At 56.6% G+C, this 25952-nt stretch carries 19 protein-coding genes; 3 read left to right on the top strand and 16 right to left on the bottom strand.

Annotated features, from left to right (window positions below; translation table 11 throughout):
* Positions 1-20: 20 nt before the first annotated feature.
* The 12 genes from kdpA to ACK2JC_RS16810 all read right to left on the bottom strand — a co-directional run bounded on the left by kdpA (position 21) and on the right by ACK2JC_RS16810 (position 11808).
* Positions 21-1772 (bottom strand): potassium-transporting ATPase subunit KdpA, encoded by a 1752-nt coding sequence (gene kdpA, locus ACK2JC_RS16865; protein WP_368271917.1) that lies wholly within the window; start codon positions 1770-1772, stop codon positions 21-23.
* A 246-nt stretch (positions 1773-2018) separates the two neighbouring features.
* A complete protein-coding gene (locus tag ACK2JC_RS16860; protein ID WP_320937164.1) occupies positions 2019-2705 on the bottom strand; it encodes a response regulator transcription factor in 687 nt (228 codons plus the stop codon).
* Entirely contained in the window at positions 2698-4182 is a 1485-nt protein-coding gene (locus ACK2JC_RS16855; protein WP_411337470.1) for an ATP-binding protein, read from the bottom strand. The genes ACK2JC_RS16860 and ACK2JC_RS16855 overlap by 8 nt, the downstream gene beginning before the upstream one ends.
* Before the next feature lie 38 nt (positions 4183-4220).
* Positions 4221-4613, bottom strand: coding sequence for a potassium channel family protein (locus ACK2JC_RS16850; RefSeq protein ID WP_092363759.1), 393 nt, complete (start codon positions 4611-4613; stop codon positions 4221-4223).
* A complete protein-coding gene (locus ACK2JC_RS16845; RefSeq protein WP_024737737.1) occupies positions 4610-5047 on the bottom strand; it encodes a potassium channel family protein in 438 nt (145 codons plus the stop codon). Before ACK2JC_RS16845 ends, ACK2JC_RS16850 begins: the two co-directional genes overlap by 4 nt.
* A 126-nt stretch (positions 5048-5173) precedes the next feature.
* Positions 5174-6175, bottom strand: coding sequence for an aldo/keto reductase (locus tag ACK2JC_RS16840; RefSeq protein WP_227166986.1), 1002 nt, complete (start codon positions 6173-6175; stop codon positions 5174-5176).
* Positions 6176-6212: 37 nt separating this feature from the next.
* Entirely contained in the window at positions 6213-6947 is a 735-nt protein-coding gene (locus ACK2JC_RS16835; RefSeq protein ID WP_320937166.1) for a class I SAM-dependent methyltransferase, read from the bottom strand.
* A 9-nt stretch (positions 6948-6956) separates the two neighbouring features.
* Positions 6957-7349 (bottom strand): DUF2809 domain-containing protein, encoded by a 393-nt coding sequence (locus tag ACK2JC_RS16830; RefSeq protein ID WP_276950024.1) that lies wholly within the window; start codon positions 7347-7349, stop codon positions 6957-6959.
* Positions 7350-8400: 1051 nt separating this feature from the next.
* Positions 8401-9159: a sulfite exporter TauE/SafE family protein gene (locus tag ACK2JC_RS16825; protein WP_320937167.1), complete on the bottom strand. Its 759-nt coding sequence runs from the start codon at positions 9157-9159 to the stop codon at positions 8401-8403.
* Between the two features lie 19 nt (positions 9160-9178).
* Entirely contained in the window at positions 9179-10489 is a 1311-nt protein-coding gene (locus tag ACK2JC_RS16820) for an amidohydrolase family protein (RefSeq protein WP_320937168.1), read from the bottom strand.
* Positions 10490-10507: 18 nt separating this feature from the next.
* Positions 10508-10954 (bottom strand): hypothetical protein, encoded by a 447-nt coding sequence (locus tag ACK2JC_RS16815; protein ID WP_007719068.1) that lies wholly within the window; start codon positions 10952-10954, stop codon positions 10508-10510.
* A complete protein-coding gene (locus tag ACK2JC_RS16810; protein WP_007719071.1) occupies positions 10951-11808 on the bottom strand; it encodes a DUF3100 domain-containing protein in 858 nt (285 codons plus the stop codon). Before ACK2JC_RS16810 ends, ACK2JC_RS16815 begins: the two co-directional genes overlap by 4 nt.
* A 409-nt stretch (positions 11809-12217) precedes the next feature.
* On the opposite strand from ACK2JC_RS16810, the gene ACK2JC_RS16805 reads away from it, so the two are divergent.
* The gene (locus ACK2JC_RS16805) at positions 12218-12925 is read left to right on the top strand and encodes a Crp/Fnr family transcriptional regulator (protein ID WP_320937169.1); all 708 of its coding nucleotides are present in this window, start codon (positions 12218-12220) and stop codon (positions 12923-12925) included.
* A 362-nt stretch (positions 12926-13287) separates the two neighbouring features.
* Here ACK2JC_RS16805 and ACK2JC_RS16800 read toward each other — a convergent pair whose 3' ends face one another.
* Positions 13288-14385: a DUF6709 family protein gene (locus ACK2JC_RS16800; protein ID WP_320937170.1), complete on the bottom strand. Its 1098-nt coding sequence runs from the start codon at positions 14383-14385 to the stop codon at positions 13288-13290.
* Positions 14386-14819: 434 nt separating this feature from the next.
* Between ACK2JC_RS16800 and ACK2JC_RS16795 the strand changes: the two genes are divergently transcribed.
* Positions 14820-16937 (top strand): type IIA DNA topoisomerase subunit B, encoded by a 2118-nt coding sequence (locus tag ACK2JC_RS16795; RefSeq protein ID WP_411338521.1) that lies wholly within the window; start codon positions 14820-14822, stop codon positions 16935-16937.
* Positions 16938-16983: 46 nt separating this feature from the next.
* Entirely contained in the window at positions 16984-17919 is a 936-nt protein-coding gene (locus ACK2JC_RS16790; protein WP_320937172.1) for a LysR family transcriptional regulator, read from the top strand.
* 296 nt (positions 17920-18215) lie between these two features.
* On the opposite strand, the gene spoIIID is transcribed toward ACK2JC_RS16790, so the two are convergent.
* From spoIIID to ACK2JC_RS16775, 3 genes are all read right to left on the bottom strand, one after another.
* Positions 18216-18491 (bottom strand): sporulation transcriptional regulator SpoIIID, encoded by a 276-nt coding sequence (spoIIID, locus tag ACK2JC_RS16785; RefSeq protein WP_007719085.1) that lies wholly within the window; start codon positions 18489-18491, stop codon positions 18216-18218.
* A gap of 76 nt (positions 18492-18567) precedes the next feature.
* The gene (locus ACK2JC_RS16780) at positions 18568-19635 is read right to left on the bottom strand and encodes a hypothetical protein (protein WP_320937173.1); all 1068 of its coding nucleotides are present in this window, start codon (positions 19633-19635) and stop codon (positions 18568-18570) included.
* Entirely contained in the window at positions 19635-25838 is a 6204-nt protein-coding gene (locus tag ACK2JC_RS16775; protein WP_368272211.1) for a hypothetical protein, read from the bottom strand. The genes ACK2JC_RS16780 and ACK2JC_RS16775 overlap by 1 nt, the downstream gene beginning before the upstream one ends.
* Positions 25839-25952: the final 114 nt, after the last annotated feature.

Raw genomic sequence — 25952 nt, 5'->3', positions numbered from 1 at the left:
CATTCCTTCCGTTATGCGATCTATGCAATCATCTCAAAATATTCCGCCACAGGTCCCAGAGACAGGGCCGGGAAGAAGCTCAGCGCCCCGACCAGCAGCACCACGAAGATCAACAGGAAAATGAACATGGCGTTGTGGGTAGGCAGAGTGCCGGAGCTGACCGCCACCTTCTGTTTCTTTACCAGGCTGCCCGCGATGGCCAGGGTTGCAAACATGGGCACAAAACGCACGAACAGCATAACCAGCCCGATGCTCACATTCAAAAACGGCGTGTTAGCGTTAAATCCCGCAAAGGCGGAGCCGTTGTTGCCGCCCGCGGAGGAAAACGCGTAGAGAACTTCGGAAAGTCCGTGGGCCCCCGGATTGTTTAAGCTGTCGTGGGTTGCGGGAAGCAGAGCCGCGATCCCGCTGCCCACCAGGATCGCCACCGGAGTGGCCAGGCAGACCAGAACCGCCATTTTCATCTCAAAGGGTTCGATCTTCTTGCACAGATACTCCGGCGTCCGGCCCACCATCAGTCCGGCGATAAACACCGTTAAAACGGCGAACCCGATCATCCCGTAGAGTCCGCAGCCGGTACCTCCGAACACCACCTCGCCCAGCTGCATGAGCAGCATCGGGATCATGCCGCCGATGGGCGTGTAGCTGTCGTGCATACTGTTGACGGAGCCGTTGGAGGCCGCCGTGGTGAATACGGCCCAGGTCGTGGACGAAGCGATGCCAAACCGGGGTTCCTTGCCCTCCATGTTGCCGCCCGACTGCCCGTCGGTTCCCGTGTAGACCGCGCCGCTCTGGCTGATCTGCGGGGTGCCGCTCTGCTCGGCCGCTCCCACGACGGCAAGGGATACCGCCAGCAGGATAAACATGGCCAGGAAAATGGCGATCCCCTGCCGTTTATCCCGCACATTCCGGCCAAAGGTGAAGCACAGGGCCGCGGGGATCAGCAGAATGGAGACCATTTCAAAGAGATTGGACAGGGGCGTGGGATTCTCAAAGGGATGCGCGGAGTTGTTTCCGAAGAAACCGCCGCCGTTGGTTCCCAGCTGCTTGATCGCAATCTGGCTGGCCGCCGGTCCCAGCGGGATCACCTGCTTGGTAACCACCGTTTCCGTCCCGTCCTCATGTTCCACCGTAACAGGCTCTAACAGCTCTGTCTCCTCGTACCGGCTGAAGGTCTGGGGCGTGCCCTGGGAGGCGATCACCAGGGAAACGATCACGGAGAGGGGAATCAGCACATACAGCACGGTCCTCGTCATATCCGCATAAAAGTTTCCCAGGCCGGTTTTCTTCACCCGCACAAACCCCCGGATCAGGGCGAACAGCACCACAATGCCCACGGCGGCGGAGACAAAGTTCTGGAAATTCAACCCTACCATCTGGCTGAAGTAGCTCAAAGCGGACTCGCCAGAGTAGGCCTGCCAGTTGGTGTTGGTGGCGAAGCTGGCCGCCGTGTTGAATCCCAAATGCCAGCTCATATTGCCGGTCCCCTGGGGATTCATGGGGAGAAATTTCTGGAAGCACAGGATAAACCACAGCACAAACAGGCTGAATACGCTGAACACCGCCGTGCAGACCGAGTATTTCTTCCAGTCCATATCCTCGTTTTCATCGATTTTCAGGAGTCTGTAAATCCCCCGCTCCGCCGGGCGCAGGATTCCGGAGAGAAATACCCGCTCCCCGTTCATCACCTTTGCAATGTAATTTCCCAGCGGGATTGCCAACAGAACCAGTATGATACAATATCCGATCATCTGAACAGCCACATTCGTCATTGTTTATCACCTCTCAACAGAATTATAATCAGGTATAGGAGTATCCCTACCGCGGCCGCTCCTACAAGGCCGTACATGATTGCCATAGCTTTTTCCTCCTCGTTTTATGATAAGCTATGTTAGCACGGCCCCTGATAAAGATTCCATTGTTCACTTTCCGCTGTTCATAAAGATCCCATAAATGCGAAAAGAGGAATCGTCCCGCCTGCCGAGACAATTCCTCTTCCTGTTTTCTTAAATTTCCCGCTATTCGTCCGCGAACCGGTACCCCACTCCCACCTCCGTGAGAATGAAGCGCGGATTGGCGGTATCGTCCTCGATCTTGCGCCGGATATTTGCCATAAACACCCGCAGAGACTGGTAATCGTCCGTTGTGTCATAGCCCCACACCTGGTTCTGGATGTAATGGTGCGTCAGCACCTTGCCGCTGTTGTTCACCAGCAGCGTCATCATCTTGTACTCGATGGGCGTCAGATGGATCTCCTGCCCATGGACAAAGATCTTGCGCTTCTCAAAATCAATTTTCAGGGAGTCCAGCTCGAACTCGGACATCTGCTTCTTCACCGTCCCCTTGTGGCGCAGGGCCACCCGGATCCGGGCCAGCAGCTCCTCCGCGTTGAAGGGCTTCATCACAAAATCGTCCGCTCCCTCGTCCAAAGCCGACACCTTCTCCCGCTCCTGCCCTCTGGCGGACACGATGATGATGGGCACCTCGGACTTCTGGCGGACCTGACGCAGAACCTCCATGCCGTCGATGTCCGGCAGCCCTAAATCCAGCAGAATCAGGTCGGGATTGTCCGCGTAAAAATAGGAGATACCCGACAAGCCGTTGTCTGCCAGGATGTATTTATACCCCTTGGTCTGCAGGGATATCTTCAGAAAGTTCTGAATGGTTTTGTCGCCCTCGATCACCAGTATTGTCAGTTCATTCACCTTTCATGTCCTCCATCGGCATTTCTACAGAAAAAGTCGCCCCACCGGCGCTGTTGTTAAAGGCCGAGATTCTTCCGCCCTGGGCCTCCACAATGGCCTTGCAGATGGTGAGCCCCAGCCCCCCCCCCCGCTGGCGGTCGCCGTCCTGATACGCGGTGGTAAAGAAATTGTCAAATATCTGCGCCATCTTGCCCTCCGGGATTCCCACCCCGTCGTCGGAGACCTGGAACCGGATGTTGTTTCCCACCCGCTCCGCGGAAATGGTCACGGTGGTTCCCTCGCCGGAATGGCGGAAGGCGTTGTCCAGCAGATTCACCAGCACCTGGATGAACAGGCGCCCGTCCACGGAAAAGAGCAGAATCTCCTCCGGCGTTTTCGTCTTAAGGCGGTGGGTCCCCACGCGCTTGGACACCAGTTTTACCGCGGAGCCGATGATATCGTCCACCACCTCCTTGGTCTTATTGATATCCAGCCTGCCCTCCTGGATTCTGGTCAGATTCAGCAGGTTTTCCACCATGGTGCTCAGCCACTCCGTGTCCTTGCAGATGTCCTTTAACATCCCCCGGACCGTGTCCTGGTCGATGATCCCGATGTTGTCGCACAGGAAACCGGCGTTGCTGCCGATGCCGGTCAGGGGCGTGCGCAGGTCATGGGAGATGCTGCGCAGCAGTGTGCTCTTTAAGCGCTCCCGCTCCATCTGGATGCGGTTGTTCTCCTTCTCCCGGCTCAGCTGCTCCCGCTCGATCACCAGGGTGATCTGGGAGATCACCGTGTCCACGTAGACCTTCTCCTCCTCCCGGAGGGACCAGTCCGTGCAGTCGAACACAATCACGCCGTAGGTCTTTTCCCGGTTCTTGATGGGGATATAAAGGCCGCTGTCGCCCGGGAACTGGCACTCCCCATGGCCGCAGGGGAGGGACTGGTTGTAGCACCACTCCGCCAGCGCGTTGGGAAATTCCTCCCGCTCGCTCTCTTTGAGCATCACAGTCACCCGCTTGCCCGTCAGGCCCGCCAGGCTCTCCTCGCTGTAGCGCTTGATCTCGTCAAAGCCGGAAACGTTGAGAAAGCCGTTTCCGATGGTATTGATCTTGCTTGTGATCTCCCGTTTCTTGTTGGCGATCTGCATCTGACGCTGTAATTTTACCATCAGGGTGGAGACGATAACCGCCACCACCACGAAAATCAACACGGAGATCGCGTAGTTGGCATCGTACATGTGAAATGTCAGCTTCGGCTCCGTAAACAGGTAGTTGAAGGTCAGCGCGAACACAAACGCCGAGAGAATTCCCCAGGTCAGGCTGCCGGTCAGCACGATGCTGATCAGAACGCCCACCAGATAGACCAACAGCAGATTTTCCGCCCGCAGGCCCGCTCTGCTCATCAGAATTGCCAGCATCGTGGACAATACCCAAATAATGGCGACTTTCATCCACGCTCCCACAAACTGCGCCACTTCTTTTCCGTATTCATGAGACATATAAACTGTTTCCCTCCAGCAAATACCGTCCGGGCCAGTCAGCCCTCTGCGGCGTATGCGGCTAAAAGCCGGGCCGGGCTGACGGCGCGGTCCACGCCCAGGCTTTCAAAAATCTCCACATTGGCCGGATTTCGGACCAGGCACGCGGTTTTCTCCGCCGCAAACAGGCGCTTGGCCATCTGGCACACCTCCAGATTGTCGGCGTCCTCCGGCAGCAGCGCCAGAAACAGGCCGCAGCCCCGGATTCCGGCGTCTGCCAGCACATCCTCCCGGCAGGGGTCCCCGCAGGTCACGGACATGTCGTATTTTGCGGACAGGTGCTCGCAGAAGGCGCGGTCCTCCTGGATCACCGCCACCTTGTGCCCCGCCTCTCTCAAAAGGCCGGTCAGATAATCCGCCGTCTCCCTGCCTCCGGCAACCGCAATCTTCATACGGCCTCCTTCCGGCAGGCCTCGCCCACCAGCCGCGCGCACTCTTCAGCCGAGGCCTCCAGCGGGCAGATGGTCTTGATACCCGAACCGCCGATGATTTTCTGGCGCTGCTGGTCCTCCAGCATCACGTACACGTGCTCGACCTCCATGAGACAGCGGGCGATCTGGCCCACCATCAGGTTTACATTGTCATTCTGGGTGGCTGCAATGAACGCCACGGCCTTTCCGGCTCCGCACCGCTCCAGCACCTTGGGGTCCGTCACGTCCCCCTCCACCTGGTTTCCGTTAAAATCTTCCGGCAGCTTGCGAAACGCGTCCCTCCGGCTGTCCACCACCACAACGTCGTAGCCTTTGCCGGAGAGCTGGCCGGCCAACCTTGCCCCCCATTGACTGGAACCGGCAATCACGATCTTTTTACCCTTGCGAAATAACATAGTACGCCCTCCTCTCATCTATATCCTGATTTAATTTTAACCGCAGAATATATAAAGAAGATAGACAAAATTTCCCGGGGCCGTATAAAGATTCTATAAAGATACTATAAAGACGTTTTTTCCGGCTCAGCCCAGCGCCTTTGCCCGCAAAATGGCCTGATCCGCGTCCGCCTCCATACGCGCAAAATCCTCGTTTGTCAGCTCCACGCCTGCGGACTTCACATTTTCCGCAATCTGATGAAGCTTCCTGGCCCCGCACAGAATGTTGAACCGCGGGCTGCGTTTTATGGACCAGGCGATCACCAGGTTGGCGATGGAACAGTTGTATTGATCCGTCAAATCCCGCCAGCCCGCCATCATCTCATTGGCGATGGCGATGGTCTGTGGCCTCCACCAGAGCTTGTTCTCCCTGGCCTCCCCGGGCTTCGGAACGTAGCTGTCCGGCACCGTGCCGGTGAGCAGCCCCTGCTCGATGGGGGAATAGGTCTGAAGGGTGACGGAATTGGCCTCGCAGTAGGGCAGCAGTTCCTCCTCCACCCGTCGGTCCAGCATGCTGTATTTCTCCTGGATCACATCCAGCTGGCCGCTCTGCCGGTACTCCTCCAGGTGGCGCACCTGCACGTTGGACGCGCCGATGGCCCGGATTTTGCCCTCCTCCTTCATGCGCATGAGCTCGCCCATGGTCTCTGCGATGGGTACCAGACCGTAGGTTTTGCACTGCCAATGGGTGTAATAGACGTCGATATAGTCCGTACCCAGCGCCTTTAAGCTCAGCTCCAGATCCCGGCGGATGGCCTGGGGGCGCAGATCCCGGTGCACCCGGTGTCCGTCCCCGGTGAAATGGTACTCGCCGCCGTCGTCATACCACTGCAGGCCGCATTTGGTGGACAAAATCACCTCGTGGCGGCGGTCCTTAACGGCCTTTCCCACCACCTCCTCGCTGTGCCCGAAGCCGTAGACCCGGGCCGTATCGATCCAGTTGATCCCCTGGTCCAGGGCCGCGTGGATGGTGCGGATGGACTCAGCGTCGTCGTTATCCCCCCACCAGGTTCCCCCTCCGATCGCCCATGCGCCCATGGACATTTCACTGGCAAATATTCCCGATGTTCCGATCTCTCTTTGCTTCATACCTCGACTCCCTTCGTCTGTTTTAAGCTTGCTGGTTTTAATCGGCCCTGACCGCGCTGACCAACAGCATCATGGGCCGGCGCAGTTCGTCCGCCATTCCGGGGATTTCCATCATCTCCGGGTCAGGCCTTGGCTCCACCACGGCCTGAATCCGGAATCCGTGGGTCAGGAGCCCGTTTAAGTAGGTGGTCAGGGTCTTGTGCTGCTTGACCACGTGTTCACCCAGAAATACCGCGTCCCTGGGACCTTCCTCAAAATACCGGTCCACCGGCCAGTGCAGAATCTTCCCGTTCTCCCCGTAGATCCAGTCCTGGCTCCCATAAGCGGTGAAAATGGGATGCTCTGCGGAGAACACGAAGGTTCCCCCGGGCCGCAGGCAGCGGTTCACGCCCCGGCAGACCGCCGCGAAATCGTCGATATAGTGCAGGGCCAGGGAGCTGATCACCACGTCGAAGGCTTCCCGGGGGTATTCATATTCCAGAATGCCGCACTGCCGGTATTCGATGCGGTCGGAAAAATTGCGTTTTTTTGCCTCCTCCAGCATATTGGCGGATAAATCGATCCCCAGGGCCCGCCTGGCTCCCCGGTCCACCGCGTACTTGCAGTGCCAGCCGAAACCACAGCCCAGGTCCAACACGTCCTTGCCCGAAAAATCCGGCAGAAGCTTTTGCAGCTCGTGCCACTCGCCCGCGCCTTTCAGGCCGTCCGTGGAACGGGACATCTGCTTGTACTGGTTGAAAAACGCTTCTTTGTCGTATTCGTTGTATTCCATATGATCCTCCTACTTTCTCCGACCGCGCGCACAGCGCTCCGCAAGCGCCAGAACCAGGCAGCCGGTCCCATAACATAGTATATCCGCCCAGTCGAACACCGATCCAAGCACCACCCGGGCGACGGGGTTTGCGGCGAAAACCGGCAGGTCCGAAAGGTTCAGGAATTGCAGCCATTCCACCAGAACCGCAAACCAGAACACGTAAAGCGGCAGCCGCTTCCACCCCCGCGGACGGACGGCCCGCACAAAACAATACACCACCCAGACAACCATCACGTCCCCCAGGTACGGCCGCACAAACCGGTCCCGCACCCGCAGCGCGATAAACGCTTCCAGGGCAAATAAGGCCAGGAAGGCCAGGGTGTATCTGAGCCGAAGTTGATTATTTGTTGCTTTCTCCATGACTTCCTCCCTTGGGGGCGTGGGGGCGGGGTAGCGCCCGGGGGGCTTGCGCCAACGGCCCTTTGCATCCAACAAAAAGATGGGAGACTGCCGCCGCCGGGGCCGCCTCTCCCATCTGTATCTCTATGCCTTCGACGTGCGCCGGTTTCCCGGGCATACAGCGTCAAGTGCTCCTATTATATCATAAACGCGAAACTCGTGAAAGACCTCGTGATCTGTTTCGGTATGGATTCTCACCGGATTCGTTACTGTTCAGAGGCCAATGTCAGTTAGTTAAATGTCAGATGAAGGGAAGTGTATTTCTACAAATGGATATCTAACACTCGAAATAGAGGCATTTATGGAGAAAGGGCCCAGATCTATCCAATACGGTTGGCTATGATTTTATTTTAACTATGACAAACAAGCAGATTTACATCTGCTACAGATGATAAACGCCCGCTGAACGAAAAGGACGATGACAATCACACGCCATCCGGGCCATCTGGTGGCAAAGAAGAAAAGACAATTAAAGCAAGTACGTCTGATCCGGAAAGTGGATGGTTCCGCAAAGGGGAGCATAAGAAGGTTGTTACACGTCACATATGGGAACCATATCTGGAAATGTGTGAAGATATCCGTCATACCTATGTGGATGAGGATACACACGAATTGAAGTCGTCTGAAATTTGAATTATGTAGAAAAGTAACAAGAGATATGATATAATCAAGGCGCTACCACCCCTAGACAGGTAGAGAAAGGGGGTGTGCGCCAATGGGCGAAATACCATCGTTCATACTTTCTGTACTGGCAAGTGTGGTTGCGTACTACATATGCAAATGGCTGAACAGAGAGGATTAAGGTAGCCAGCCTAGGGAATAAGCCACCCTCCCAAAACGGAATAGAAAGCCCCCAGAGTAGCAGTCTGGGGGCTTTCGTGCGCTCAATGAGCGTACCATCGTTTTCTGATGACAGTATAACATATGCAAATTAAAATAGCAATATTCTTTTATCATAATTAATTGCGATACCCGTCTTTAGGTTACTGTTCATGCGATGTCATAATCCCCATTAAAAAGCCAGCTTCCACACCGCAATCAATATGGAAAACACCGCAATCCCCTTTTTCAGGATGATCTGGTTAATCCGCACCGCATTTTTACTGCCGAACACCACCCCGACGCCGTGGGCCAGAAGCGCAGCAGCCAGCACAGGCAGCAAATCCAGCGCGGAGCACTGGGTCATATAGCCGATGCAGGCCGGAATGCCGATGAAAACCGAGTTGAACAACGCAATCCCCACCGCCGTGCGCACATTTACCCCCAGCACCACCAGCAGTGGCATCACCAGCACCGGACCGCCTGCGCCGGAGAGGGAGCAGATCATTCCGGTCACAAAGCCCAGGGCCAGGGTGGCGGGGAGATGTTCGGTGATCTGATACCCCGCCTTCCCTCCGCCCTCAGTCTGCGCCTTGTCCTTGCGCAGGAGAATGGACACGCCGGACAGGAGCACCACCATGTACAGAAGGATTTTCACCTGTCCCTCTGGGATCACCAGGTTCAGCTTCACCCCCAGCACCGCCCCCACCAGGCTGCCGGTGCTCAGGCGGATTCCAAAGGGTATATCCAGATTTCCCGCCCGCTTGTAGTTCATTGCGCCCAGGGCCCCGGAAACGATAAAGGCCGCAAAGCTCAGCGCCAGCCCCTCCGGCACGCCCATGCCCAGGGGGCCGGTGTACACGATGGGCAGCAGAAAGCCCGCCACGCCCGTCAGCCCCACCAGCACGCCGACAATCAGGTTTGCCAAAATTACGATCATCCAGAAGCCCATTTTACAATTTCCTCCAAATTTAGTGTTTTATTTCTTCCATATATTTGCGGGACTCATAGAGAATCCGCTCCTCGTCCAGGGTCAGCACGGTCCGGTTTTTCATCAGAACCCGGCCGCCCACCACCATGTCGGAGACGTCTCCCGCGTTCACGCATTCCAGCAGCGTGTGGATCTGATCCCCAGTGGGGCACAGGTGGGGCTGGTTCATGTCGATGCCGATCAGATCCGCCTTGTACCCGGCCTCCACGCGCCCCAGCTGCCCCTCCTCGCCCAGGGCCGCAGCGCCGCCCTCCAGCACCATTCGCAGAATGGTCTCCGCAGGCATCACCTTGGGGTTACGGTTTGGAACGCCGTGGATAATGTTCATCACGGAGCGGAAAATCTTCATCTCATTCCACAGGCTCAGTCCGCCGTGGGCCGCTCCGTCCGTGCCAAGGCCCACCGGAATGCCCATTTCCAAAAGCTGGGGCGTGTCGGGCACCGCCTTGCCGCAGTTGCTGAAGGGGCAATGGCAGACTTTGACGCCGCGGTCCCTGACCAGCTCCTTCTCCCGGTCGGTGAGGATCAGGCTGTGGGCGCCCAGGAAATTGCCGCCCAGAACCTGCATTTTCTCCAGGTACTCGTAGGGCCGCATGCCCTCCCGCTCCAGGATGCCGTTGACCTCGCCCATATACTCGTTCATGTGGGCCTGAAGCATGGTGTTCCGTTCCCGGGCGTGCTCCGCCTCCAGCTCCACCAGGCGGTTGGAACAGGAATTTAACGCCCGCAGGGAGTAGTACACCTTCAGATTGCCCTTTCCGTGGAAGGCGTCGAACAGGGAGTCCGTGCGACTCACCGCCTCATTGGCGTCCATGGCGATGGATTCCGGCAGGCCCTCCTCGTCCATGGTGGAGTAGCTGAGCGCGCCCCTAAGACCGCTCTTTTCGTAGACCGCAGCAGCATCCTCCATAAAGTAGCTGCCCGCGTCGATGAACCCGGCGGTGCCCGATTTGATCATTTCCAGAGCCGCCGCCTGGGCGGAAAGCCGCATTTTCTCCGGCGTCAGCGTGCTCTCAAAGGGAAGCATGACCCTGGTCCAGATAATGGGCTTGGCGTCCAGAACCAGGCCCTTTAACAGCTGCTGCCCGGTGTGCATGTGGCTGTCCACCAGCCCCGGCATAAACAGCTTATACCGGCCGTCGATCGTCTCACCCGCCTCATACTGTTTTGCCAGGTCCGCGTCCACTGCCAGAATCCGGCCGTCCGCTATGGCGATATCCACATTTTCTCTCAGCTCACCGCTGTTTATCAACACATCCGCGCCCTTAATCAACAGATCACATTTCTGCATTCCCTCATTCCTCCTCTATCAAATCGCCCCGGTGAGCGTCAGAATCATCTGATCCCACAGACAGGAGCCCAAAAATGTCCCGGTCATCACGAAAATACCTACAATCAGGATCTTCCAGCCCTGGCTGAGAAATGTTTTCAACTGGTCGCTGATCGCCAGCCCGGCAAATGCGCCCACCATGGTGAAGGGGGCGGTGAAGTTAATGTTTCCGGCCGCCTGGATCACGAACTCCCGGACCGGGGAGAGGGGGCAGGCTGAGATCAGGCCGATGATGGAGCAGTACGCCACGATGGGCAGCTTTAAGGGCAGTACCTTGGTGAGAAACACGGCGATCATGGAAATCACGATCAGCACCAGCAGGCCCGGAATGGAGTCCGTGAAGCTCACACCGTATCCGATCAGGTTCGCAAGGCCCGTTCCGCAGGCCCCCAGAATAAACAGTACCAGCCATTCTATGTATCTCATGCCGCTTTCTCCTCCTTCTTTTCCTTTAACGCAAATCTTCCAAGTTTCGGTTCCAGAACCCGGTAGAGCTTATCCGCCAGGGGAATCGCGATAAACATGGTAATGTAAATGCCCGTGATCCCAGCCATGGTCTCGCCCGCGCTGGCCATGGTGGAAATGAGCTCGGCGCTGCCCGGATAGATGGCGCACAGACTGGCGCTTGCGCTGGCCATCATGATCCCGGCTCCCACGCCGGAGGCCAGGCCCAGGGCCTGGGGATGGAACCACCCGGTCATGCCCACAACGGAGGCCATGAGACCGAAGTAGATGGTGCCCACCATGCCGCCCACAATGTAGATGGAAAGGCTGCCTCTGGCCTCTGCGGACTCCGGTCCGTAAATGTTATTGATCAGCGCCATATGGTATTCCCGGTTGATGGAATGGCAGGCGCCCACGGCCTCCCGTTTCATGCCCAGCAGAATGGCGATGGGCATTGCCAGCAGCGGCCCCAGCAGGTTGCCGAAGCCGTGCAGCAGAAGCGCAGGCCCGGAGTTGAGAATGGTGTCGATGTTTGCTCCCGCCGTGATTCCCAGCTTGGCGATAAAGGGACAGATACCCACCACCACCAGCTTGGAAGCCGCCTTCACGTGGCGGTTATCCACGATTTTTAATACCTGCGGTCCGCTCAGCACGCCCAGAATAATGGCGTAAAATATGGGGAACAGAATAAACATTCCCTTGCCCACCGGGATCTTGATCTGCCCGATGTTGTCCGCGATCAGGATGAACACAAAGGCCAGCGCAAATATCTTCCATTCCAGCGCAAACCGTTCCCGCAGCGAACCGTACACATACGTTTCCTTCTTTCCGCTCATAAGAGCCCCTCCTTCCCAGCCGGCTGTTATTTTTCACCCCGTCCGGCTGTCACAATCACCTTGTAATCAGTATTTTAGCCAAATTAGCTGTTGTAAAAAAGGACAAATGAGCACTTTTCACGAAATTTTACGTTGATTTTGGAATTTGTTGGATGGTATACTTAGAGCAGTTGGAGGGGCGCGTGGGGAAGAGCCGCGGGGTGCGGAGCGACGGGCGTGTTGGGAAGAGCCTCGGGGCAGAACGACGGGCGCGTTGGGAAGAATCACGGGGCGGAGCGACGGGCGCGCTGGGAAGAATCATGGAGCGGAGCGACGGGCGCGCTGGGAAGAATCACGAGGCGGAGCGACAGGCGCGCTGGCCCGGAACGCGGTCCAACACTGCGCAGTACATAAGAATCGAGGGAGAGAAATGACGCTGACCGAACTGGAACGAAAGGTTCCAAAGCTTTTGGAATATACACGATATATGCCCGAGGACATCCGCAGCCGCTGCACGGTGCGCACACATGCCGCCGGGTCCATTATCCATCAGAAAAATATGGAGCTTGGGTACTTCGGCATCGTAGCCCAGGGCGAAAACCGGGTGATCAATGAATTTGAAAATGGCAATGTCTATATGATCGAGAGTAACAAGGCCATCGATTTCATCGGGGAGGTAACCATTCTGGCCGGGATGCCCCGGACCTCCGTCACCATCGAGGCGGTGACGGAAAACGTGGTGGCCTACATCAGCCGCAAGGACGCGGAGCGCTGGCTGTCCGAGGACATCAACATTTTAAGGCTCACCAGCCGGCACACGGCATTTAAGCTCTATCGCTCGTCCTACAACAACGGCGCAAAGCTCTTTTACCCGCCCGGGTATCTGTTGCTGGACTACATGGTAAAATATGGCCGCCAGTACGGCATCGACAGCCCTGCTCCTCCAAAGCAGGTCACCATCAGCCGGACCCGGCAGCTCCTTCAGGAGGAGATCGGCATCAACGTGAAAACCTTGAACCGGACGATACGGCAGTTGAAGGAGGAGGGATTTTTCACCCTGTGCAAGGGCAAAATCACGTTTAACAGAGAACAGTATGAGATGGCGCAGTGCTGGTTGGAGACAGCGCGGGATAAGTAGGGTAAGACTGGCGGGTATGCGGTTAACATAAAATTGAAGGCTGTATTCTAAAAGAATGGGACTTGACATGCAAATGGACGCAAACAGGCCGCGGACTCTGTGAATTTCATCAGAGGCTGCGGCCTGCTGTTATGTATTTTGTGGATTCAGATATGTTTCTGTGTTGCTGCGCATGTTGCAGATTGAGGGGACGCAGCTGAATGCGGCATTTTACAGATCTGCAGTTGCGCTATTGATCCAACATTTTCGGTTTCGGAGCTACATCCTTGATTCGGCGTTTTATGGATCCGCAGTTGCACTCTTGATCCGGCGATTTACGGATACGCAGCTACACCCTTGATCTGTTTTTTACAGGTCCGCTGCTACGCCTCCTGCTCCGGGTCCGTTTCCGGCGCCGGCTCCTGGGTTGCGGCAGCGCTCATGCCCTTGGCCGGGTAATACTTAAGCGCAAGGAATTCGCTCAGCCCGCCAGCCAGCGTATTTCGGTAGGACATGTCGTTTCCGGTCACGATATGGCCCAGGCGGTCGTACTCCGCCATGGCTTTTTTCGTGCGCCCACCGGACAGAATCGCGGACGCAAACGATCCATCCAGGAATACCACGCCCATCTTGCTGATTGTATTTTTACCGCTCCGCTCAGAATAGGGGTAGACCCAAATAATGGAATCATTGTTGTGAACTGCGATTTTATCCGAGAGCATACCAAAGGTCCAGCGCTTGCCGACCCATATACTCCCCAGCTTCACCGCTCCTGCAAAATCCTGCTCCAACTCCTCCGCTTTGAACTGAGGGTTGGCTGCCAGGTAGGCGGCTACGCTCCGGCTGATCTCCTTGGAGGAAGATTTTGCAAGCAATGCGATTCCGAGCACAGCTATGACAACACCCAGCGCGCTGAATCCATAAATCTCTCCAATCTTATCTCCTTTAATCTTTCCACCTGTAATCACATAGGCTGACTCCGGTACCTCGTCAAGCACGGAACCCAGGTTTTTTTTGTAATATCTGAGATCCTCGCCCATAAGCAGCTCCAGGCTTCCCTTGATCACGATCCCGGTCTCAGCCACATCACCCTGACCGTCCAGGGCCGCCCAGAACTGGTCCGCCAGATCTTCCATCTCGTCTTCCTGCTTCACCGCGCACTCCACCGCCAGGAAATCCTCCCGGTTCTCATCGTACACGATGTACCCCAGGCGGGATCTGGAGGTACCGGTGCTCACGCCGTTCACCTTTTTAGTGACCGTTTCCTCCATGTAGGTGCCCAGGGGATATTTTACCTCGTAGGACACATACTGCCCTTCCATCTCCTGTAAACTCATCTCCGCTGTCAGCTCAACCGGCCCTTTGATGGCATCGAACACTGAAAAATTCGTCATCGCAAACATAACATAGCCGATCACCAGAAGTACAAATCCAAGACAGATCTGCGGAGTCCGCACAGCCCAAGTCATTTTCTTAACCATACTCATTTCCCTTCTTTATTCAATAGTATGTGAATATCATATCAATTTCACAGCCGCCCCGCAAGAAGCCCTGCACGAACCGGAGCTTTACAGCACGAACAGCGCATTTTCCCATTTTATGTAACTACAGAAGAGGGGACGTTTGACCGTTTTTTCGCTATATTATGCCGGAAAATCCGTCAAGGCTTTTCCGGCCAATTTGATATAATTAGGAAACGTAACCCTTATCGACAGTCTGCGGCTGCCGACAATGTATAGCAAGGAAACGTAACTCTTATCGACAGCCTGCGGCTGCCGACAATGTATAGCAAGGAAACGTAACCCTTATCGACAGCCTGCGGCTGCCGACAATGTATAGCAAGGAAAAGGAGTATTGCATCGCTATGAGACCAGAAGGACCCTCCCCATCCCAGCCCGAGGCCGTGGGCACTGTGGTGAAAAATGAATACCGCGCAGAACAAATCCAAATTCTGGAAGGCCTGGAGGCAGTGCGCAAACGGCCCGCAATGTACATTGGCAACACGTCCTCTGCCGGACTCCACCATCTGGTCTACGAAATCGTAGACAACGCGGTGGATGAGGCCCTGGCCGGACATTGCAGCGCCGTGTCTGTTACCCTGAACTGGGACGGCTCGGTTACCATTGCCGACGATGGACGGGGAATCCCGGTGGGCATCCAGAAAAAAACAGGCCTGTCCGCTCTCCAGGTGGTTTTCACCGTGCTTCACGCGGGCGGGAAGTTCGACAGCAGCAATTACAAGGTTTCCGGCGGCCTCCACGGCGTTGGCGCTTCCGTGGTCAACGCACTGTCCCTGTGGCTTCACGTGGAAGTGCGGCGGGATGGCGGAACCTGGAAGCAAAGCTATTCACGGGGCGTGCCGGATGGGGCGGTGACAAAGGAAGAGGCGGCGTGGGGCTGCGCAACCGGACCTTTGGCGCGGCAGGATGATCCGATTCCTTCAGCGCGGAATGAGGCCCCGTTTTCCCTGAAGCGGCAAGGCGCTCCAGATACGGTCCCCGTCTCCGGAACCACTGTCACCTTCCTCCCGGACCCGGAAATCTTCCGGGACCCCGTATTTCAGTATGAGGTGCTGAAAAAACGGATGCGGGAGACCGCATTTCTCACCAAAGGATTGTCCCTGACACTGACAGACCTGCGGGTAGACTGCAAAAACGGTTCCAACACCACCACTCCCGCTGCTACAACCGCCTATGCCTCCAAGTCCCAGGAATCCCCGAATCTGCCTCAGCCAACGCTTCCCCGCCAGGACCATTTTCTCTGCGAAAAAGGTCTGGAAGATTTTGTAAACTGGCTAAACCAGGACGCCTCCCCGCTTTACAGCGAAATCATCTGCGGCAGCGCGGATTCCGGGGATATTCAGGTGGAGTTTGCCATTCAGCACACCGCGGGTTACGACCAGCGCCTGTACAGCTTTGTCAACAACATTTCCACCCCGGAGGGCGGCTCCCACGTAACCGGTTTTCACAGCGCCCTGGTGCGTGCGTTGAACCACTGTGCGCGGAGTCTCAATCTGCTGAAGGAGTCCGCGCCTCCCCTCTGCCGCGAGGAGCTGACCGAGGGCCTGACCGCCGTCATCAGCGTCCGCATGCAGGACCCACAGTTTGAGGGCCAGACCAAACAGAAGCTGGGCAGCAGCCAGGCCAGGCCCGCGGTGGACAGCCTGGTATACCACCGCATGATCCTGTTTCTGGAACAACACCCGGATGCGGCCAAGGCCATTTGCAGCAAGGCCATGCTGGCCCGCAAGGCAAAGGACGCAGCCAAAAGCGCCAGGGACCTGGCCCGCCGGAAAACCGCTCTCTCCGGCCTCACCCTGCCCGGAAAGCTGGCGGACTGTTCCGGCCGCAATCCTGAGAACTGCGAGCTGTTCATCGTGGAGGGAGACTCCGCAGGCGGCTCCGCCAAGGCTGCCCGCTGCCGGGAAAATCAGGCCGTGCTGCCCCTGCGGGGCAAAATCCTCAACGTGGAGAAGGCCGCCATGGACAAGATTTCCTCCAACGCGGAGATCAAAGCCATGATCTCCGCATTTGGCACCGGGATTCTGGAGAGCTTTTCTTTGGAACGGCTGCGCTATCACAAAATCATTCTCATGACCGACGCCGACGTGGACGGCGCTCACATCACCACCCTGCTTTTGACCTTCCTGTTCCGCTTCATGCCGGAGCTGATCCGCAGCGGGCATATTTTTTTGGCCCAGCCGCCTCTGTACCGGGTAGAAAAAGGGCGCAAACTCTGGTATGCTTACAGTGACGCACAGCTGTCCCGCATTCTGGACGAAAACGGACGGGACGGCACTTACAAGATCCAGCGCTACAAGAGACTGGGGGAAATGGACGCGCAGCAGCTCTGGGAGACCACCATGGACCCGGAACGCCGCGTGCTGCTGAAGGTGACCACCGGCGGCGGGACGGACTCGGACGTCCTGGCAGATACCGACCGCACCTTTTCCCTTCTCATGGGAAATGATGTGGAGCCCCGCCGGGATTTCATCCTGGCAAATGCCGGCCGCATTTCCATGCTGGATGTATAGGGGGCGGCCGCCGTCCCCTGATATTCCGACCAGGAGGGGAAATCTCATGAACCGTGACGATCTGCAGCTTTTTATGACCATTTTTGAGGAGAAAAATCTCCTGAAGGCCGCCGGGCTTTTATACCTGTCGCCATCCACAGCCGGCTCCCGGCTGCGTGCCATGGAGGAGGAGCTGGGCTTCGAGCTGTTTGAGCGCAAAAAAGGGGTGAAGGCCGCCGTGCCAACGCCCAAGGGCACGGAATTTTCCCGCATCGCCGCCCAGATGCTGTCCCTCTGGAACGAGGCGGATCAGTTGAGCCGGGCGGACGACTCCCCCCACTTGTCCGTGGCTACGGTGGACAGCTTTCTGGACTACAACCTGACGCCCCTGTACCAGGACCTGGTCTCACTCCATGGCTTTTCTCTGGATATCAAATGCTATCCAGCGGATATGATCTACGCCCTGGTGGCCAAAAAACAGGCGGACCTTGGCTTCGCCCTCTACCACACCAGCGATCCCCACGTAAATGTACGGCCGGTGATGGAGGACGACATGGTGCTGGTGGCGCCTGAGTCCTGCCCGTGGAATTCCCCCGTCGACCCCGCCGGGCTGGCGCCGGAGCGGGAGCTGTTCACCGGCTCCCATTTTAACAGCAACGTTGGCTGGGGCCCTGAATTCCGCCTGTGGCACGACCAGTATATCGGCGCTTCCTGCCGCCCCCTGGTCACGGCCTCCAGCATTTCCATATTGACCGGATTTCTGGAGATCGGGGATTACTGGACGATCATGCCTTCCACCACGGCCCGGGGCCTGGCGGAACAATTTCCGATTAAAATCCTGGAGCTGGATCCTGCGCCGCCTAAGCGCACGCTTTATATGCTCACGCATAAATCGCCGTCGGAATTGTCTGCGGCTAATACGGAGCGGTTTTGCGGGTATTTGTGGGAATATTTGGAATCCCATCGGCAGGAGAATGCAAAAACGCGGTTGTCCGGCGGCTGAGCAGGCGGCGGGGCGCGGGATGCACCGACGTTTGAGCAGATGGCGCGGCGCGGGATACACCGACGTTTAAGCAGACGGCGCGGCGCAGGATACACCGACGTTTGAGCAGATAGCGGGACGCAGGATGCACCGACGTTTGAGCAGATGGCGCGGCGCGGGATGCACCGGCGGCTGAGCAGACGGCGCGTCGCAGGATTCGCCGACAGCACACCGCATCCAACAAAAAAGCCGCCCCAAACCGGAACGGCTTTCTCCTCATTCGTTTCAATTTTGAATCCCTTTTGAACGGGCGCGCCTTAATCGTCGTCTTTGCTGCACATCTGAAGTCTGTGCTGATACTTTTCACGCGTGGCCAGTCCGCCACGAATATGGCGTTCGGATTTATTCACATCCAGAACCACCCTGGCCTGAGATGCCAGGGTCGGGTTGATGTGCTCCAATCGGTCGGTAACGTCCTTATGTACCGTGGACTTGGAGATCCCGAACTTTTTCGCTGTCTGCCTCACCGTTGCATTGTGGTCTATAATGTAATTGGCGATGGCTACGGCCCGTTCTTCAATGTACTCCTTCAAACGAATCCCCCTGAGGATGTTTTTTACATCTTATGCATGACATAAGTGGAATAGCACCATTCTCAAGGTCAGTTCCTCAATTTTTATCCCCGCCCGCCGCAAAACGCAACAGTTCCTCCACCTCCGTGTAATCCACTGTCTGCAGATGGGCCAGTGTATTCCTCGTTTTGTGAAACAACACCAGCCTTCTCAAATCCTCGCCGGCCACAGCCAGTTTCCCCAGGTCGCACAGATACTTTAACGTGCCCAGCTCCACCGTGCCCGGCTCGTCGAACACCTCACCGTAGACCGCCTGGAGGGGCAGAAGCCGCTCGATCTGGCTTCCGTATCGCCCGGTAAACTGCTGGCGGAACTGCTCGGTGATGGGAAACAGCACTTTCAGCTGCACCTCCCAGACCGCTTTTGCCGAAGTCTCCGCCGGGGGCGGCGGGAAATCCAGCTTTTCGCACTGTTTCTCTAAGCATTGCTGAGGATTTTCCGCCAGCTCAAGCCTGGCCGCGGAGAGCGCGCCGCAGAGCCTGGCGTTGTCCGCGGACAGCGCGGAGGCCAGCTCCGCCACATACTGCTTGTATATATCCGGTTTTTTCCACTCCGACAGCAACAGCAGGGCAAACATGGTGATGTCGTAACGCCCTACCATGTCCTTCCACACAATATTGTGGATTCTGCGCTCTTTCCGCAGCGCTCCCACGGCCTCGTTCACTTCCAGAATAAAAACGCCCTTGCTCTTGCTCTTTACAGAGCGCTCGTATTCCGCGAGAAATTTTAGCCAGCTCCGGTACCGTTCATAGCTCAGATTGGACACCCAGATATACCGGGTGTTGAGCACGATATCCGGACACCCGGCCAGAAACTGGCCGTGGGTTTTGCTGGGCCGGTAATCCGCCTGGCGCTCCTCCTTGCAGTACCGCCTTAAAACCAGCTCGCCGGGCTCCATGGACTCACCGGAATCGTCGATCCGCTCCAGAAGCCGCTCCGACTCCCGGTTGTGCAGCTCCTCCCGGACCATTTCCTGCAGCTCCTCGTACCACTGCAGTTTTTCCGGTATCTGTATGACAATACTGTGGAGATCGAAGATTTCGTCCTGTATCTCCTCCCGGAATTTGCGCGCATTGGTCACCTGTCTCCACCAAATCTCTTCCATTACACACCTCCCGCTCCGTCCATGCAGCCAATGATCTCATTCTCCACGTCCGCCAGGGTATTTCCCAACATTTGGAAGAAATTGTAACGGCTGAAGCCAAAACCGCCTTCTTCCTGCTCGCACAGCACATTCAGCTCGCACAGCTCCATCATAAACGCATACAGCCGCTCCTCGGGGAGCTGGGAAATCTTGTCGATTTCAAAGGCCCGGCCCAGGTCCTGCACCTGTTTTGCCGTGTACCCCTCGCCCGCGCCCTCCGTGTGGTACAGGTACGCGATCAGGATGCAGATAATGTAATAATAGTTGTCCTCGCCCTCCTTCAGGGTGATGAAAAACTTCTCCCGTATCTGGTCGGAAAATTCCTGGTCCGCCAGCACCTTCTCGATGTGCTTGTCCTTGACCAGATAGGGCGGCGTGTTGCTCTCATCGTAGCCTCCGTAAGCCTTTTCCTTGAGGGATTCCAGCAAACGGGCGCAGTACAGCTGGATCAGGCCCGGAAAATAGTTGGTCGTGGCCAGGATCAGCGTTTCCATGGACGCGTCCGGGAACCGCAGGCCCAGATAGCTCAGCGGGACCTCCAGCAGTTCCTTCGCATCCTCCACGTTAAACGGCCGCACGGTGATGGCGCTGAAATGGGGGATCACGCTGTTGTTGCCCAGCGCAGCCTCCCGGTTGAACCGCACGATGTTGCGCAGGCCCGCGATCACGAATTTGAACCGCCCCACACCCATCTGCTGCACGCTCTTTAAAGCGTCCAACGGGGCGTAATTCACCGCGGCGCAGCGCTCGATGAATACGTCCGCCTCGTCCAACAGAAGCAGCAGGTAGGGAATCCGTTTCTCCCCCTCCACGTTGAGCCGCCGTTTCAGGCTGCGCGCCAGCTCGTCCCAGTCGCCGGTCTCCTGACCGTCCTCCAGCACGCCGCAGTCGATCAGCTCCCGCGACACGTGGGCCGCCGTCTGCTCCACGTTCATTTTCTTAATTTCAATAAACACCGCCCGGTCGCCGTTCTCGTTGCGGTCGATCTCCTTGGCAGCCATTTTGAGCAGGGCGGATTTTCCCAGCTGACGGCCGCCGTACACAATATTGGCTCCGTTGGGGGACTCGATCTCGTCCAGCTCCCGTTTTCTCCCCATAAACAGCTCCGCCGGCATGTCGTTGGAGGATTTCCACACGTAGGGCTGGTAAAATGTATAGGGCATGGTCACTGCCATCAGCATTTTGTTGACCGCGGTCTCGTTATAATTTGCCGCAAGGTACACCAGCACCACCCGGTCCACGATGGCAAATACCTTCTCGGGAAGCTCGTTCTTCATCTTCCGCGCCAGACGGCGGCGCTCCGCCATAGAGAGCTTGTAATCCAGAAATACAATGGTATTTTTGGAGGTTCCGATGCTCTTGCAGGTCTCGATCAGACGGTCCGTGTCAAAATATCCGTACAGGCAGCATGCCTGGATGGGCTGCTGCGCGGCCAGACTTCCAAACACCGCAATGGGGTGCTTGAAGTTGTTTCTTCTGCCGTTTTGGGGACGCTTCATGAGAATGGTGTATTTTTCCAGCTTATCGTCGGAAATCTTCTGAACCTTCTCCACGTTGAAGCCCAGACGGCCCATGAGCCGCTTCATTTTCTCCGTGCCCATCTCCTGTCCGGAAACCAGCCAGTTGTCGATGAGGAGCTGTCCGCCTTTCATGTCCTTCTTAAACTTACCGGAGGCGATTTCATTTTTCAACGTCCGCCCCGACGTCCCGGCCAGGCGGTGGTTTTCGTCGAAGGTATCGCAGAAATGGGTCAGGTAATCCTCGGACGCGGCAAATTCATTTTCCGCCAACTCCGTCTCCCCCACCCGCAGCCTGCGGATCAGGTCCTCGGCCACCGTGTAGTTCTGCACCTTCAGCATTTCCTCAATCCGTCCGGCCACCGGGCAACCGGCGTACTCCTTATGCTCCGCCAGAAGCTTTTCAAACTGTCTGCGGTGCACAATTCCCTGCTCTCTGGCGTCCTCGTCGATCTTTTCCCGGTAGCGGGCCAGCACCTTGAAGTAGAAACCGTAGTTGTTGCTCTCCAGCGTGGCGTGATACCAGGCCTCGGAGACGGAAAGGATATGCTGCTTCTGGTTGCGCTTGGTGTCGTAAATCTTGCCGTAGCTCTGAGCCAGTTCCAACTCCTCCACAAAGTTATTATACCGGAAATCCACCCGCTCCCGTTTCACATAGGTGCTCACGTCATAATCGGTTTTGAGCCCGTCGCTCAGACCCAGGTCATTCAAATAGGCCAGGATCATTTCACCGGAGCCGTAATCGTAGAGCTGCTCGTTCTCACCCTCGAAGATTTCGTAGAGCCGCTCCTCCCATTCGCGCTCGGGCTGTTTTGAGTGCAGAATCAAGCGTTCTTCCAGGGAAAATCCACCCAATTCCTCACAGCGGTCCCGCAGATCCGGCGTATAGCCGCCAGTCAACAGCACCTGGTCGTTCCTCAGCAGGTTCACATAAAAATACTTCTGTTCCGCCTCCTGATATTCGCCGTTCAGTTTGCGCTTGAATTCGCACAGCGCCTGGTTGAGGCAGTGGAGTCCTGCAACCTGGCTCAAAACCGCGGTCTTTTCCAGCTCGCGGTTGCGCTCCAGCGCAGCTTCAATCAGCCCCAGCCAGGTATCTTTTTTCCTGCGGTATTCCGCCAGCACCGGGTCGTTCTCCGCGATGTCGGAGCGGTCCACCAGCTCCAGCCAGCAGCACACCGGCACCAGGTTCTTGTAAATGCGGTTGTACAGCTTTGTGCGCAGATTTCCCATCAGGTCGGAGGTCTTTTTGCCCGCCAGAATACTCTTGACGGACTCGTCCCAGCATTCATCCAGATAGCGGTTGATTTTCTCCGGATCCAGGTTCTGCTCGCAGACCGTGCAGCCGTCTTTGATGAATCTGGCCTGCACTTCCTCCAGAAGGTAGTCCCGCAGCTCCCGTTCGTCGTTTTTCACGCTTTCCAGCCATCCGGCAATCATGGAACCCCGTTTGAAAATCAGGTCCTGAGTGATTAAAAAGCGCTTCTGGGGCACGCTCTCCTTTAAGGGGGCGAGAATCAATTCGTAAAAGCTCTCGGCCTGCTTCGTCACCCGCTCAATCTGCGATTCGACCTCCAAACGCTCCCGGCAGCGGTAATCCGCATAGTAATCGATCCCCTTGGAAAATTCGCGTTTGAAGGATTTAAATTCATATATCAGCTCATTGAGCGGCATGTTCTCGATCATAAATCCCTGGAGGCTGCCGTGCAGCGGTTCCATCATATAGTCGTGTTCCACATGATTATAGAAGAAATTCCGCAGGGCCGCCGCGAGGTACAGGTACCGCATCAGCTCGTCGCCGCTCATATCCTCGGACTGGAATATGTCGAAAATGCCCGTGGACGTGTATTCACACCGGGAAACGGGCTCGTTGAAGGCATAAGCCAGCGCCTGGTAAAACCGCCTGTCGCTCAGGCCCTTGGCGGTCAGATAGGGAAATGCGCAGTAATACTTGTCCTGGGCCAGCATCTCCTGGATATTCCGGTATGTACTCTCCCAGTCTATGACAGCGGTTTTCTTGTCCGGGTTTTTATCATCCGCGGAAGAAGGTTGGGGCATGGCGGAAGCCTGGTCCGCGGGGCAAGCGTACGCCTGGGGCGTCTCGCCGGGATGAGGATCTTGCGGGACGGGGGAAACGGAATGCTGGGGCTGCGGATTTTGCGCAGCCAGCTGGGTTTCCTCACACTTGGGGGGCTCCGGCTGAATTTCTTCCGGCCCTGGCGCTTCCGGCTGGTTTTCCTCTGATTGTTGCGTTTCCTGATCCGCCTCCGGGGCCATAAGTTCTACTTCTGCGCCAAGGCTTCTTAAAGCCTCCGTAAGCAGCGCTCCATTTGCATTTTCACCCTGAAGCTCGACAAATTTACCTGTTTCCGCGTCAAACAGGTAATGTTCTGGCTGATTGGAGCCAAAGCGCTGCTTCCACCACCTGCCAAGGCCCAGCGCCGCTTCCCGGGTTGCTGCGGCATGTATGACGGCGGCTCCTTCTGCGGCCGCGCAAGCGTCCACGCTTCTTGTATATTGTTCCAGCTCGCTCTGCTCTACAGATTCCGGGAACGCAGCGATCTCTGCGGCAATGGTTTTTCCGTCGTATTCGCCCTGTATCACTGTATAGTAGGGGCCAATTTGCACCTGGATTGACTGTATCCCCGGCATTTTCATAAAATATTTGAGTAATACTGCGTAGAGATAATGGTTCCATGCGCCGCACTCATCTTTGGCCGCTTCCCCGTATGTCTCTACCTTTACCTGCACATCTCCGCTTTGCATGTCCAGTGCGATACGCGGCGCCAGGGCAGACTCCAGATAGATAACCGGATACCCCTCATGCACGCATTTTGCGATCCAGCCACGGTTCAAAGTCTCCACAATGGCATGTTTCAATTCGCTTTTGGGAATATCCGACGCAATCATACCGATCAGTTCCTGATCCAGATATCCATAATCCCGAAGCATTTTGGCCAGTCTGAACATTTTTTCTAAAATCAGTCTCTGCTTGGAGTTCTTCCGGTTCTTCGGCTCCTCGTATTTCCAGCTTGACGGCTGAGAACCTGCTGCAAAGGAAACGCCGGCTTCCTTCATTTTCTGAAGCAGGTCTTTGGGAAGGGGGGTGAGCTCCGCTGCCGCCGCGTCGTCGGCCGGCAGGGCGGATTCTTCGGATTCGGAGGCAGGCTCCGGGGCAGGCTGCTCCAGCGATTCTTCTTCCGGTACTTCCAGGTACAGAGTCTCCTCGTCAGGTACTTCCAGATGCGGTGTTTCTTCATCCGGCTCGTTCAGTTCCAACATTTCTTCGTCTGGCTCGTCCAGTTCCAGTGTTTCTTCGCCTGGCTCGTCCAGTTCCAAAACGTTTTCGCCTGCCTCTTCCTGCTCAAAAACTATCTCGTCCGGTTCTTCCAGTTTCAAAATTTCCTCGAGTGCCTCGTCCAGCTCCAACGTTTCTTCGCCCGGTTCGCCCAGCTCCAAAACTTCCTCGTCCGGCTCACCCAACTCCAAATCTCCCTCGTCCGGTTCGCCCAGCTCCAAAACTTCCTCGCCCGGCTCGCCCAACTCCAAATTTTCCTCGTCCGGTTCGCCCAGCTCCAAAACGTCCTCGTCCGGCTCACCCAACTCCAAATCTCCCTCGTCCGGTTCGCCCAGCTCCAAATCTTCCTCGTCCGGTTCGCCCAGTTCCAAATCTTCCTCGCCTAATTCGTCCAGCTCCAACGCTTCCTCGTCCGGCCCGACCAGCTCCAAAACTTCCTCGCCTGGCTCGCCCAGCTCCAACGTTCCCCCGTCCGGCTCGTCCAGCTCCAAAACGTCCTCGCCCGGCTCTCCCAGTTCCAACGTTCCCTCGCCTGGCCTGTCCAGCTCCAACGTTTCCTCGCCCGGCTCAACCAGCTTCAACGTTTCCTCTTCCGGCACCCCCACCGTTTCCGCCCAAACCACCGCGTCCACTTCTGTCTCGTCCGCCGCCTCTAAATCCCCTGCATCCACATCCGTGGCGGCTGTCTCCGCCTCACAGCTCCCATCCATCTCAGCAGGCTTCACAAGACCAGCGCTCATCGCTTTCACAGCGCTTCCCGTTCCCGCAGCCATTTCTCCCGCCTGCGGCTCCACAGCCGTGTCCTCCCGCTCCTGTATCCGGTGTTCCGCCAGCGCATCCACCAGCTCCTCATCAAAAAACCGCATCAGAAATCCGATGCGCGTGCTCCCCTCCGCTCTCCGGTTAATGATATCGAATGTCCGCACATACTGGACATACGGCTCCAGCGCATTTTCCAGCTCCCCCGCCGGGCTGTCCGGCGAGAGCAGTCCGCGCAGCTTCTCCTGCTCCGCTTTTAATTTCCCGCCAACACGCTCATCTCCGCATAGCGCATAAAAGCGGTTCACCTGCTGAACCATTTTCATGCGCAGCGCCTCATTCAGCATTTCACGGACCTGTGCCGGTGAGGTTGGCCATTCCCCCGGTATTTCGCGGCAAAACCGCTCCTCGCAGCGGATTTGCTGCTCAACCAGGCCCAACAATTTTTCTGCGAACGACCGGGCCGCATTTTCGTCCAAAAATTCCGCGTTTTTGATCCGGCCTGACAGTTCCACAACCTGCTCTTCCAGGCAGCCGCATTGCTCTTCATAGAGCGCAAGTTCCTCCAATAACCGATTCTCTTCTCCCACGTGCCCCTTCTCCTTTATCTGCCATCATCAGTTACAAAAATTGGTATTCAATGGTTTCATTATACTAAGAAACAACCCTTCTTACAAGCGATATCCTTGGATTTATGCTCCCTT

The sequence above is a fragment of the Enterocloster lavalensis genome (assembly GCF_046603895.1).
GTDB classification, from domain to species: domain Bacteria; phylum Bacillota; class Clostridia; order Lachnospirales; family Lachnospiraceae; genus Enterocloster; species Enterocloster lavalensis.
This window is presented reverse-complemented; position numbering and strand designations above follow the sequence as displayed.